The following is a 12,514-nucleotide window of genomic DNA, read 5'->3' as shown; positions in this document are numbered from 1 at the left end:
ATCTAATATTGTATTTTGGCTTTAATTTAATTATTATTTATGTCTCAATTAGACAAGTTTAGTGTTTATAATTCTTGGTTTATAATTGCAAATCCTATCGCTGGAAATCTAAAATTTTCTATACAGTGGAAGGAAATTAAACAATTATTAAACAACAAGAATATAGATTATTCTTTTGCTTTTACACAATTTTCTAAACACGAAATTGAATTGGTACAAAACGCTATTCAAAAAGGGTTTAGAAATATTATTTCGATTGGTGGAGATGGAACACTACACAATGTAGTTAACGGAATAATGATGCAAAGGTACGCAAAAACTTCTGATATAACTATTTCTGTGATACCTTTAGGAACTGGCAACGATTGGATAAAAACATATAACATACCTAATAACATAGAAAAAGCTGTAGAAATTATCCATAAAAAGAACACAATATTACAAGATATTGGTGTTTTAAAAACCGAAAGTAAAACTATCTATTTTAATAATGTGGCTGGTTTAGGATACGATGGTTATATTGTTAATAAACTAAAAACTTTAAAACGTTTTGGATCTATTGCCTACTTAATAAGCGGAATAGCAGGTTTATTATTTTATAAAAAAACTATTTTTAAAATTATTTTTGATAATAAAGTTATAGAAACTAATTGTTTAATGACAATTATTGGTATTTGTAAATTTTCTGGTGGTGGAATGCAGTTTACAGAAAATGTAAATTCTTCGGATGGTTTATTCGATATTACAATTGCTAAAGACTTAACAATTTTAGATTTATTTTTTAATCTTAAAAAATTATATTCAGGAAAAATTGTACATCATAAAAAAGTAGAAACTCATAAAACAAAAACCATTAAGGTTATTCCACAATCTTCTAAACCGTTTATACAAGCTGATGGAGAATTAATTGGAACTGGTACTATTTCTGTTGATATTGTTGAAAAAGCGATTAATTTTTGTGTTAATTAATAATAGATTTGTTTTTAATATATATTTAATCCCATTTTTCAACGGGATTAAATAAAAAGTTTTTTAAATTATAAATCTCACTTAAAATAGTAATTAATTAACTTACTAATTTCATGCAGTACCCCATAGTTTTTAAAATTTAAATTTCAATAAGTTAAAAAAATCTTAATTTTTGTGTAACGTTTTATAAATCAATACGTCTATATAAGAAAGGAACCAATTATTAAGATGAAAAATCTACGTAAAATCATTGCTTTATTCTTATTTATATTTATTACAGGTATTGTTGTTACGGTAATGAGTATAAATTCTTCTTTAAATAACAACAATGTTGAAAAGGAACTCGTAGAAATTCAAAAAGATACTTTATCTCTTTTAAATGCTGAGAAAAAAACAGTTTAGTACTTTCATCTTTTATTTCAATCTCTTCTCTACTTTATAAATTCTTTTTCAAAGAAACTTTAAATGAAGTAATCTCATTAAAGCAATTTTTAAAATTTTACTTTACTAACAGTTATCAACATTCTATATTATAATTATATTTTCTTTTTAAATTTAAAAAAAACAATAATGGTTATAATAGTGTGTGAATAGCTACTATAAAAAAATCACTTTTTATTTTCTTTTTTGAGTTATTAAAAATCATTGACAAGTTATGAGTTACTTAAAAGCTTAAAAATCAATTTAATTTTAGAGTTATTAACAATAGTTATAAACAGTAGTTAACCTAAAATTCTTAATAGTTAACATCAAAATCTATGTAAACAAATGGTTAATTTTATGTTGATAAACTTTTATCAAAAACTCATAAAAAAAGTTGTGTATGTGATAGTACTCGCTGTATTAAAATTATTTTTTAATATACCAAATTTACTTGTAAAACTTTACCGATACTTCTTAACAATTACCTAACATAGCTAAAGGGTTTAAAATTAATAAGTTATTAAAAAAGCTATTTTTTTGATTGTTTATAACTGTTGATAACCATAAAAAACTATATTTTTGTTGATGTAACTATGTCATTGCGAATGTAATGAAGCAATCTGTTAATTAATAAAAAGATTACTTCGTCATTCTTACTCGTTATGACAATATATAAAAATTAAATTATGACAATTGCCATTGGTAACGATCACGCCGGTACAGAATACAAATTCGAAATTATAAAACATTTAGAAAAAAAAGGCTATAAAGTTCTAAATTTTGGAACCGATACAAATGCTTCTATGGATTACCCAGATGCAATTCATCCAACTGCAGATGCTGTAGAAAGTGGTAAAGCAGAAATGGGTATAATTCTTTGTGGTTCTGGTAATGGAGCGCAAATGACTGCTAATAAACACCAAGGTATTAGAGCTGCCTTGTGTTGGAATAATGAATTGGTAGCCTTAACAAGACAACATAATAATGCAAACGTTTTAACGATTCCTGCACGTTTTGTGTCTTTACAACAAGCATTAGGCTTTGTAGATATTTTTCTTTCTACAGAATTTGAAGGTGGAAGACATGGAGATAGAGTACAAAAAATTTCTTGTGCTGGATAAATAACTTTTTCCGATACAAAATTTAAAAAGAATCACTCGAAATGATAATCTGTTAATAACTGTTGTTTTTTGAGTGATTTTACTTTTTTAGCCAAAAAATAAAGAGAATATTAAGATTTTAAATAATGAATTTTCAAATAAAAACCTTCTTAGAGTTAACAACTACAGAACTGTATCAAATACTTCAATTACGATCTGAAGTTTTTGTGGTAGAACAAGATTGTGTGTACCAAGATGTAGATTTTAAAGATCAAAAATCTTTGCACGTTTTTGGTACTAAAAATGATAAAATAGTGGCCTACACGCGTATTTTTAAACCAGGAGATTATTTTACTAACAGTAGTATTGGTAGGGTTGTGGTAGCTGCACCCGAAAGAAAATATGGCTACGGACACGATTTAATGAAGGCGTCTATAGAAGCGATAAAAACTCATTTTAAGGTTGATGAAATTACTATTTCTGCACAAAAATATTTAAAGAAATTCTACGAATCTCATCATTTTATTCAAATTGGTGAAGAATATTTAGAAGACGGAATTCCGCATATTAGAATGGATAGAAATTAATTAGTTTTCATTCAATTTGTCATTTCGACGATAGGAGAAATCTCATAAACTTACTCAACTTTAAATTTTTACTTTTAAGACTTTTCAATACTTATAAGTGATAAAATTTTAGGTAAATTATTTTCTTTTAAAAACGGACTCTAAAACTTAAATTAGGTGTAAAAGGCAGTGAATAATTGTCTACTCTTCTTACATTATTTTGGCTACTATCATCAACAACATAATAAGAATCTATTGTATTTTTTTTATCTGTAATGTTGGTAAAACCAAGACGAATAGTTGCTTTTAAGGCATCAGAAAAATCGAATTTATAGCTTCCAGAAAGATCTAATCTAAAGAAATTAGCTAAATTTTCTTGGTTAGGATTGTCGTAATTTACAATGGTTCTATTTCCGTTTTGTATGGTTTCATTTCCTAGAACAGGTTTTGTATAGGGTTTACCAGAACGTAAAACACCGCCAAAAGACACTTTTAATTTTTTAGTAAAACTGTAATTAAATGCAGCACTTACAGAGTGAGAAATATCTAAACTATTGGCAAAGGTTTCTGGAGAAAAAATATCGAAAGAATACTCATTTTTAGAATAGGTATAACTTAACCAAGTACTAATATTTTCAGTTTGTTTATTTACTAAAAATTCAACCCCTTTTACCTCGTAATTACCAATAGAATTAAAGGTTTGTATGTTGTTGTAAAAACCTTGATTTGCTGCTGTAATTCCGTCTACTTTTTTATAAAAACTTGTAATATCTACGTATAATTTATCTTTAGCATAGGCAGTACCAAAAGATACTTGTTTGCTTTTTACTATAGGGATATTTTCATCGTCAGAAAGAATCCATCTTCGTTTTTCGATGCCTAAAAAATTTTCTTCAAAATCTACTTTTTGCGCCGTTGTTTGGTTTTTTAATTCACCTTCTAATTTTAAAGAAAAGGCAGTATTTAACTGTTGTCTTATATTAATTCTAGGTTCAATTACAAATTTATTAAACTTATCAAAATAGTTTGCACGTACTCCAAACCTAGCATAAGTATTGTTTTTTTGATATTCAATTTCAGAATAAAAAGCACTTTTTAATAACACTTTTTTTTCTGTAGTAGAAAAAGTTGGTGCGTTTACAGTGGTGGTATTTCTAATGCCTATTTCATTAAATACCAATCCGTTAGTAAAAAATAAAACATCAGAAAATTCGTATTTAGAATTCAGTTTTATTTCTGTTTCTAAGACATTATTAAACTGCGTTTGAAACTGATCAGTATCATTATTAAAATCTGATGAATTAATTTTATAATCTGAATAAAAGGCAGATAATGTAGTAGAAAATTTGGCATTCCAATTTGCATCCCAACTAATTTTTGCACCTACATTTTCTTGTTTTAAAGCACTATTTTCTTCAATAAGTGTATTATTAGAAGTGTATTGTTCTTTATAATCTAAATTATTTTTAATGTGGATAAAATTAGTTCTTATGGCATGATTATAATTAACATCATATAAAACTTTAAAAGAATAATCGTAGAAATAAAAATCTGATTCTGTGTTATTTACAATATTTGAAGAAATAGAATTATCCTGAAAACTTCTAGAGAAATAATTGTTATATGTTGGTGTGTTAATAACATCTGTAAATGATCTTCTTGCAGAAATATGTACTTCTAAATTCTCTTTTAGAGGTACTTGTACAAAAGCATCTGCACTTAATAAATTAAAACCGGCGCCACCAGAAAATTTATTGGTAATTCTGTTAGAAGTTTCCATGTTTATGGTAGATGAAACTCCGTCTGAAAAAGTACTACTTGTACCATTTTTAGTCACAGAAACCTTCTTTGTTAAATAGGGATTATAAGCAGAAATAAGCCCGAAAAAATGACCAGCATGGTACATTTTTATTCCATCCCAAAGAATTAAATTTTGGTCGTTTGTACCGCCTCTAACGTTAATATTAGAAATACTTTCGTTTACACTTTCTACACCTGGTAAAATTTTAATAGTTTGTAAAATATCAGGTTCTATTAAACCCGGTAAAATTCCGAATTTTTCGGTATTTAAAACCGTACTTCCATCAGTACTTTTTTGCAAACCAGCAGTTAAAAAACGCGGCATTATAATTTCTGATAATTGCTCTGAAGCTTCTTCTAAAAACAATTGTTTACAACTGGGTAAAAACAATTCTTTAGCCGCAAAATTTTTAGTTTTAAAACCGATAAAAGAAATATTTAAAGTAGCATTTACAGGCACATTTTTTAAATGAAAAACACCGTTATTATTGGTTGTTGTTCCTAATTTATAGCCATTTACTTTTACAGAAGTTAGTAATAAAGGTTCTAGCGTTTTGGCATCTAAAACGGTACCGCAAATAGCAATGGTTTTGTTTAAAAATGAAACGGTTACGTATCTATTATCTAAAGTTTTAAACTGTAAAAATGTTTTTTTGTTTAAAAATGATAATAATTCATCAATAGAAATTCCTTGTTTTGGTTGTGGTATAAAAATGTCTTTTACATCAGTATCTGAATAAGAAAACTTAATATCGTAACTTTTTTCTAATGTTGATAGCAAGGTAGAAAGTGCAATTTTATCAGAAGAATTCTGAGTAAAAACAACACTTGTCATCAATAATAAACAACATAAAAGAAAACGTATTTTAGTGATCATAAGTATAGATAGTAATTTTTTTACCATCAATTTTATAAGACAATTGCAGCGGAATTGTAATAGATTTTAAGGCTACATTTATATCTGAATGTGTAAAACCACCAGAGTATAAAATATCTAAATCGATGTTTTTAGTTTCAATCGTATAATCAAACTGATTTTCTATTTCTTGCAATACAAAACGCAAAGCAGTACTTTTAAAATTAGACTCTTTTTGCAACCAAGATTTCTCGCTAATATCAAACGTATTGTTGGTATCAATAACACCATTAACTACTTTAAAAATAGTACCTTTTGGTAGTTTTACAAGGGTATCTTTATAAGCAACACTTACCAAACCTTCGTAAGTTTTTACTTCAAAATAATTAGTTCTTTCTTTTACGTTAAACTGTGTACCAAGCACGGTTACTGCTCCTATTTGAGTATTTACCGTAAACTTTTTTCCTTTTTCAACCTTAAAAAAAGCTTCTCCCTTTAGGGTTAAATTTCTACTATTTTTCCAATCTTTTTTAGAATAGGTAATTTCTGAGTTTGCGTTTAAAATTACTTCAGAATTATCTGGTAAATTAAAACTTTTTGTTTGTGCAAATTGGGTTTTAAAATTAGCTTCATTATTAAAAAGTAGAAAATACGATGTTGTTAACAATACAACAATTGCAGCAGCATATTTGTAGAATTTTTTAAAATTAAAGGAAACAACTTTGCCTTTTTTAGTGGTGTTTTTTGTCTTTAATTTTAAGTCCGCAAGGGCTTTTTCTACATCTACTTTTGGTGTTTCTATTTGCGTGGAATAATGTGCAATTTTTTCTAGAGTAGTAAAGTCTTTTGTTTCTTTTAAACGCGTCAATTCTTCATCAGAAATATCTCTGTTTAGCCATTTTAAGATGTCGTTTTCGTTTTCCATTTTTTGTACTTCTATATATGTAACAACTAATACGTAGTTTACCCTACCTTACATTGGTATTAAATTCCGTCTATGTTAGTTCTTAATTTTTTTAATGCTGATGACATTCGTTTTTCTACTGCTTTTTGAGAAATTTCTAACGTTTCTGCAATTTCCCGGTATTTTTTTCCATCAATTCTATTCATTAAAAAAACTTCCCTCTCGCCTACTGTTAAACCTGCAATGGCATTTTTTAGCTTGTTTTTAAATTCTTCTTCTTCTAATAAATAATCTGGACTTTGGTTATCTACATCTAAATAAGGACTACTTTTTGCATATTCAAAAACTACCTTTTGATGCTTTACTTTATTAAGAAAAAGATTGTTAATAACTGTAAATAAGTAAGACTTTGCTTTCGTAAAATCGACTTTAGCGCAATGTTCCCATATTTTTATAAATGCTTCTTGTGCTAAATCTAAAGACGTATTTTTATCACCAGACTTATAGAATGCAAAATTACTTGCAGATTGTATATGAGAAGTGTAAAACTCATTAAAATAAATTTCGTTACAAAGAGATTTATTAGTCATATAGGGGTTTTAAATAATAAAAATAAAAAAAAATTAAAACAAAGGTAGGGTAAATAAATGTTTAGTTGTTTTACTTACAGAATGACAAAAAAATAATCATTCTAAAAAAAAGGTAGGGTAAAATAAAACAAAGTTGTTTTACTCATATAAACAAGAAACATTAATTATAAAATTTATTAAAATGAAAACATTAAAATTAATTACAGCAATTGCTTTTACAGTACTATTAGGATTTACTTCTTGTCAATCTGAAGAAAGCAAAGAAATAGGTACCAATCCAAATGCTAATTCATCTACATCACCAACCGCTTCTAATTATGAAAGAGCAGCTCAAAATGATGGTTCTGATGATGATTTTTTAGACGGAAATTCTTGTACTGAATTATTATTTCCTTTAACAGCTACTGTAAACGGACAACAAATTACCTTAATTAGTAAATTAGATTTTTCTGCAGTTTTAAACATTATGGGACAATTTAATAACGATACTGATAATGTATCTTTTAATTTTCCAATTAGTGTTAAAACAAGTAAATATACAGAAGTAAAAGTTAATAATCAAGCAGAATTTGATGCTTTACAGCAAGAGTGTGAAAATGCAGAAGCACAAGGAAAAGGTGCAATTTCTTGTATAGATATTAACTTTCCGGTTACCATGTTAACTTATGATATTAGTTTAGAACAAACCGGAAGTGTGGTTGTACAATCAAAAAAACAACTGTATACGTTTATGACAGATTTACAATCTGATGAGTTATTTGCCGTAAATTATCCAATAAATGCAACTTTAAGTAACGGAACTGCTGTAACAATTAAAAGTGATGCAGAATTTCAAAATGCTATTTCAGAATGTGTTCAATTTGAAGATGAAAAAGAAGATGCAGCAACTACAGCAGCAGAGGTTGAAGCTATTTTATCTGGTACAAAATTTAAAGTAGAAACTTTTATTACAGCGGGTGCGAATACTGCAAACGATTATGCAAATTGGTCTATAGAATTTACTAACGATTTAAAAATTGTGGCTACAAATGTAGTTAATGCTGCACTAGGAGAAGTAGAAGGAACGTATACGGTAAGTTCGGAAACAGAAGCTTTTGTAAATATTAATTTTGCTAGTAATACCGCACTAAGTGCTTTAGGAAATGATTGGGTTATTAGCTCTTTTAGTAACACCTTAATTACATTACAAAGCAAAACAGATGCTTCTGTTACTTTAGCATTTAAGAAAATTTAAAAAGGAGAAGTAGTAGTAGGTTTTAGTTAGTTGATGATAACTTTACAACTATTATTCCCAAAATTTTAGTTGTAAAGTTTTAAATAAAAGTAAAATGAAAAATATTTTTTTAAGTGTAATTTTAGTGAGTAGTATCCTTATTTCTTGTTCGTCAGAAAATGACGATATAATAGAAGGAGAAACAGGTAATACCGTTAATGTAGCTACAAATAGACAAGCCACAGGTTCTTCTGCTAACGATTTACTTTCTGCAAATACCTTTAAAAAAATGATTGTAGAACTTGCATATATAGAAGGTTTTAAGCCTTCTGATGCAGCCATAAACAATTTTAAAAGCTTTATTACTAACAGAACTAACAAACCAGAAGGAGTAATATTTAGTATTAAAGAAATAGCCGCTACAAATAAAGAAGTTTATACTTTAGATGAAGTAGTAGCTTTAGAAAAAACAAACAGAACTACTTATAATTCTGATACAACAATTGCTGTTTGGGTATTATTTATCAATGGTAAATCTTCTAGTGATACTAATTCTAGCGCAATTTTAGGTTCTGCATATTGGAACACTTCTTTTGTTATTTACGAAGAAACAATTCATGGTTTAAGCAACAGTGCTTTTGAACCAGAAAGAAGCTTATTAGAATCATCTGTAATTCATCACGAATTTGGCCATATTTTAGGGTTAACAAATTTAGGAACCGAGTTACAAAGTGATCATGAAGATACAGAACATCCAAAGCATTGCGATGAAGAAGATTGTTTAATGTATTGGGCAGCAGAAACTAGCCAAGGAATTGGTACCATGATTTCTGGCGGACAAGTACCAACTTTAGATGCACAATGTTTGGCAGATTTAAAAGCCAATGGCGGAAAGTAAAAATAAAGGTAGGGTAAAATAAAGTTGAGTTGTCTTATATACGAGAACAATAAATATAAACTTTAAAATTATTTAAAATGAAAACATTATATATAACAATAGCATTATTAATTACAGGTCTTTTATCTGTAAATGCACAAGATAAAAATAGGGCTACAGCGGGTATTAAAGGAGGATATAATATCTCTTCAGTTAGTTTCGATGGAAGCTCAGAAACGGGTAGGTTACACGGATATCACATAGGTATTTATGGCGAATCTTACATTGGTAAATTCCTTTCTATTCAGCCAGAAATTTTGTACTCTAAACAAGGTTATAAAATTATAGATGATAACGGAACGTACACACAAAAGTTAGATTATATAAATGTACCATTGATGTTAAAATTATATCCTGTAAAAAGTTTTTTTATTGAAGCAGGACCACAAATAGGATTTTCAATTTCGCACAAAGAAACCTTTGATGCAGGTTTTATTTTATATGATACATCAGAAGAATTTGAACCTAGTAATTTAGATTGGGGCGTAAATGTAGGAACCGGTTTTAAGAGTGATGGAGGCGTAAGTTTAGGAGTAAGATACCATTTAGGTCAAAGTGATGTTTATGACCAAGACAAGCCAAAAAATAGAGTATGGCAGCTCTATTTAGGATTTGAATTTTAATCGCAGGGCGATAGCCAAGGATTTAATTACCAGATTATTGTATCGAAATTAAAAAACATGTTTCGGAAGCATACGTCGTACCCTTGGGTCTAGGTTGTTGATTCAAAAAAAAGGGAGATAATTATTTATCTTCCTTTTTTGTCATCTTATAAATTAAGTAACCAAAACCTACTAAAAAGTGTAAAATGATTACTGCCGCAACTATGTATAAAGTGGTGTTAGAATTATTCATTTTGCAAAAATATAAAGATAAATACTTTTTTTTTGTGATGAATGTTACATTAGGGTATCAACTTCTTTTACACCACAAATTTCTAAATCTCCCAAAGTAATTTCTCCTATTCTAACACGAATTAAACGTAAAGTTGGTAAACCTACAGCTGCAGTCATTTTTCTAACTTGTCTAAATTTACCTTCTGTAATAATAATAGAAACCCAGCTTGTTGGTCCGTGTCTTTCATCCCTAATTTTCATACTTCTTAGCGGAAATTTAGGATCTTCTATTATAAAAGCTTTACCAGGTTTTGTTATGTATTTTTTGCCATTAAAACCAATTTCTACTCCGGTTTGTAATTGCTCAATTTCTTTTTGGGTGATAACTCCATCAACCTGAACGTAATATTCTTTTTCGTATTTATGAGATCTAATTTCTGCAGAAACTTTACCATCAGTTGTTAATAATAGTAAGCCTTCAGACGGAACATCTAAACGACCTATAGCCATGGTTCCTTCTGGAAAATCGTGTAATTCTCCTAGTAATTTTTTCTTCCGCTTTGCGGGATTTACAAACTGAGAAATCATTCCCCAAGGTTTGTGAATTATAAAATGACGATGGTTTTCTATCAATTTATTGAGCTTTTAAAGAAGATAAAAAATCATTAAATGAAGCCCAATAAGTTTCATTACCTTCTGTAGTTTTCCACAACGCTCTAGAACCATGAATACCTTTTACTTCTGGTATAAAATGAGTTACATAAATAGGCTTTATTTTATTTACCAAAGTAGTTACACCGGCACTTTCACTTTTAGAAGAAGTTACAAAAACAGGTTTAGTATACGTACTTATGGCTTTATTGATATCAATACCTTTAAAATATTCACCAGGACTAAAAGCTGCTACTGCTTTAATTTTAGAATTATTTTCTCCCATTAAAAGCGCTAAAGAAGAAGAATAAGAACTACCAACTAACAAAATTTGTTTTCCTCCGTTTTGTTGATATACATAATCTATTGCAGCTTCAATATCTTGCCTTGCATCTAAATAAGTAAGCCCTAAACCTTTTGTTTTGGCAGCAATTGCTGTTTGGTTATCTATAGTATTTACAGTGTTGCCAGAACGTTGATCTATTGCCATTACAGAATATCCTAATTTATTTAATTCTATGGCAGTGTCTTTATATTCTCCTCTACTATAACCTGCCTGATGGCATAATAAAACAGTAATAGGCGTTTCTTTAATTTTATAAATATCTGCAGTAATTGGCAAACTATCTTTAGACGGAAATGTAATGGTTTCTTTTTCTAAATTAGGTTTTGTTTCTTCTTGTATCGTTTTATTTTCTGACACAACATTAGTTGGAGTTGTCGGTTTATTTTTACAAGAAAAAAGTAAGAGTACGCTAAGAATTAAAGAATATTTTATCATTTTGTTTAGGATGAAGTTTTAATATTTATAAATTAGATAACTAAGTTTTTTTAAAGAAATTATAAGACTTTAATTGTTACAGAAAAAGTATTTTTTCCTTCGGATAAACGCATGTTTTCTTCAGAGAATTTTTGGTCTGTGTAAGAAGTATACTGTGTAATTGGTTCAATACAAAGCATGTTTTCAACTTCTGTCCATAACATAAAATTATCAAAGTTTTTTGTGGTAATTTCTATGTCGTTTTTATCACTATTTTTTAAGATGATTTTATCAGCATTTAAAACCGGACAAGCATTAGAACCTGCTTTATAAACATCTGCTAAAGTAATTTCTGTATCGTTAGAAATTAAGGTTTCAGTACCTGTATTAGATAATAAAAATGCAGGATGATAGCCTAACATAAAAGGCATTCCTTTTTCTGATTCGATGATAAAATCGATTGTTAAAACATCGTTTTTTAAGGTAAAATTCTTTTCGAATGTAAAATCGAAAGGCCAAAAAAGTTTTTCTTCTGTAGATTTTACAGGAAATTTACTGTTGATGATTGCTGTATTCTTTTTATATTTTTTGATGAATTTAGCACTGCTTTCATCCGAAGAAATTAAAGAATAATCCATTTCTCTTAACAAACCATGTTGATCTAAAATAGCATCACCATTTTTGGTATGCACTCTAAAATTATTTTTAGAAGTTGGGCCAATTACCGGAAACATTTCGTCATCAGAATTACGCCAACCTTTACTTCCTTTTTGATGAATGTACTCTTGGTTGTTTTTCTGAAAACTAATTAGTTCTCCTTTTTCGATTGCAACTTTAGACTCTTTATTTTTTAAAAATACTGTAGAACTCATTACTCTTAGACTTTTTACAAAAATAGAATAAATTTGA

General features: G+C 28.3%; 13 protein-coding genes. 7 read left to right on the top strand and 6 right to left on the bottom strand.

Annotated elements, in window-relative coordinates:
* Window positions 1–39: 39 nt before the first annotated feature.
* From WG951_RS11415 to WG951_RS11400, 4 genes are all read left to right on the top strand, one after another.
* Window positions 40–969 (top strand): diacylglycerol/lipid kinase family protein, encoded by a 930-nt coding sequence (locus tag WG951_RS11415; protein WP_105049683.1) that lies wholly within the window; start codon window positions 40–42, stop codon window positions 967–969.
* Between the two features lie 228 nt (window positions 970–1,197).
* Window positions 1,198–1,371: a hypothetical protein gene (locus tag WG951_RS11410; RefSeq protein ID WP_170062911.1), complete on the top strand. Its 174-nt coding sequence runs from the start codon at window positions 1,198–1,200 to the stop codon at window positions 1,369–1,371.
* Window positions 1,372–2,078: 707 nt separating this feature from the next.
* On the top strand, window positions 2,079–2,513 hold the full coding sequence (rpiB, locus tag WG951_RS11405) for a ribose 5-phosphate isomerase B (RefSeq protein ID WP_105049684.1): 435 nt from the start codon (window positions 2,079–2,081) through the stop codon (window positions 2,511–2,513).
* Window positions 2,514–2,638: 125 nt separating this feature from the next.
* The gene (locus tag WG951_RS11400) at window positions 2,639–3,079 is read left to right on the top strand and encodes a GNAT family N-acetyltransferase (RefSeq protein WP_105049685.1); all 441 of its coding nucleotides are present in this window, start codon (window positions 2,639–2,641) and stop codon (window positions 3,077–3,079) included.
* A 127-nt stretch (window positions 3,080–3,206) separates the two neighbouring features.
* Here the strand turns inward: WG951_RS11400 and WG951_RS11395 are convergent, their stop codons facing one another.
* From WG951_RS11395 to WG951_RS11385, 3 genes are read right to left on the bottom strand one after another with little or no spacing between them, the layout of a single operon-like run.
* Window positions 3,207–5,735 (bottom strand): TonB-dependent receptor, encoded by a 2,529-nt coding sequence (locus tag WG951_RS11395; protein ID WP_245893534.1) that lies wholly within the window; start codon window positions 5,733–5,735, stop codon window positions 3,207–3,209.
* Window positions 5,725–6,639 carry a FecR family protein gene (locus WG951_RS11390; RefSeq protein ID WP_105049687.1) on the bottom strand — a complete coding sequence of 305 codons (915 nt, stop codon included), beginning with the start codon at window positions 6,637–6,639 and terminating at the stop codon, window positions 5,725–5,727. The genes WG951_RS11395 and WG951_RS11390 overlap by 11 nt, the downstream gene beginning before the upstream one ends.
* A gap of 59 nt (window positions 6,640–6,698) precedes the next feature.
* Window positions 6,699–7,208 carry an RNA polymerase sigma factor gene (locus WG951_RS11385; protein WP_105049688.1) on the bottom strand — a complete coding sequence of 170 codons (510 nt, stop codon included), beginning with the start codon at window positions 7,206–7,208 and terminating at the stop codon, window positions 6,699–6,701.
* A gap of 181 nt (window positions 7,209–7,389) precedes the next feature.
* Here WG951_RS11385 and WG951_RS11380 point away from each other — a divergent pair, with 181 nt between their 5' ends.
* The 3 genes from WG951_RS11380 (at window position 7,390) to WG951_RS11370 (ending at window position 9,981) form a co-directional block, all read left to right on the top strand.
* Window positions 7,390–8,442: a hypothetical protein gene (locus tag WG951_RS11380; RefSeq protein ID WP_105049689.1), complete on the top strand. Its 1,053-nt coding sequence runs from the start codon at window positions 7,390–7,392 to the stop codon at window positions 8,440–8,442.
* A 94-nt stretch (window positions 8,443–8,536) separates the two neighbouring features.
* Window positions 8,537–9,319, top strand: a complete 783-nt coding sequence (locus WG951_RS11375; RefSeq protein WP_105049690.1) for a membrane metalloprotease — start codon at window positions 8,537–8,539, stop codon at window positions 9,317–9,319.
* Between the two features lie 77 nt (window positions 9,320–9,396).
* Window positions 9,397–9,981: a porin family protein gene (locus WG951_RS11370; RefSeq protein WP_105049691.1), complete on the top strand. Its 585-nt coding sequence runs from the start codon at window positions 9,397–9,399 to the stop codon at window positions 9,979–9,981.
* A 276-nt stretch (window positions 9,982–10,257) separates the two neighbouring features.
* Here the strand turns inward: WG951_RS11370 and WG951_RS11365 are convergent, their stop codons facing one another.
* Genes WG951_RS11365 through WG951_RS11355 form a run of 3 tightly spaced genes read right to left on the bottom strand, consistent with a single transcriptional unit; the run spans window position 10,258 to window position 12,477 of the window.
* Window positions 10,258–10,824, bottom strand: a complete 567-nt coding sequence (locus WG951_RS11365; protein WP_262510190.1) for a pseudouridine synthase — start codon at window positions 10,822–10,824, stop codon at window positions 10,258–10,260.
* A gap of 4 nt (window positions 10,825–10,828) precedes the next feature.
* Complete coding sequence (locus WG951_RS11360; RefSeq protein ID WP_105049692.1) at window positions 10,829–11,626, bottom strand: alpha/beta hydrolase; 798 nt, start codon at window positions 11,624–11,626, stop codon at window positions 10,829–10,831.
* Between the two features lie 59 nt (window positions 11,627–11,685).
* Complete coding sequence (locus WG951_RS11355; RefSeq protein WP_105049693.1) at window positions 11,686–12,477, bottom strand: aldose 1-epimerase; 792 nt, start codon at window positions 12,475–12,477, stop codon at window positions 11,686–11,688.
* Window positions 12,478–12,514 lie beyond the last annotated feature (37 nt).

Source organism: Polaribacter butkevichii (assembly GCF_038024105.1).
In the GTDB taxonomy this organism is placed as follows: Bacteria; Bacteroidota; Bacteroidia; order Flavobacteriales; family Flavobacteriaceae; genus Polaribacter; species Polaribacter butkevichii.
This window is presented reverse-complemented; position numbering and strand designations above follow the sequence as displayed.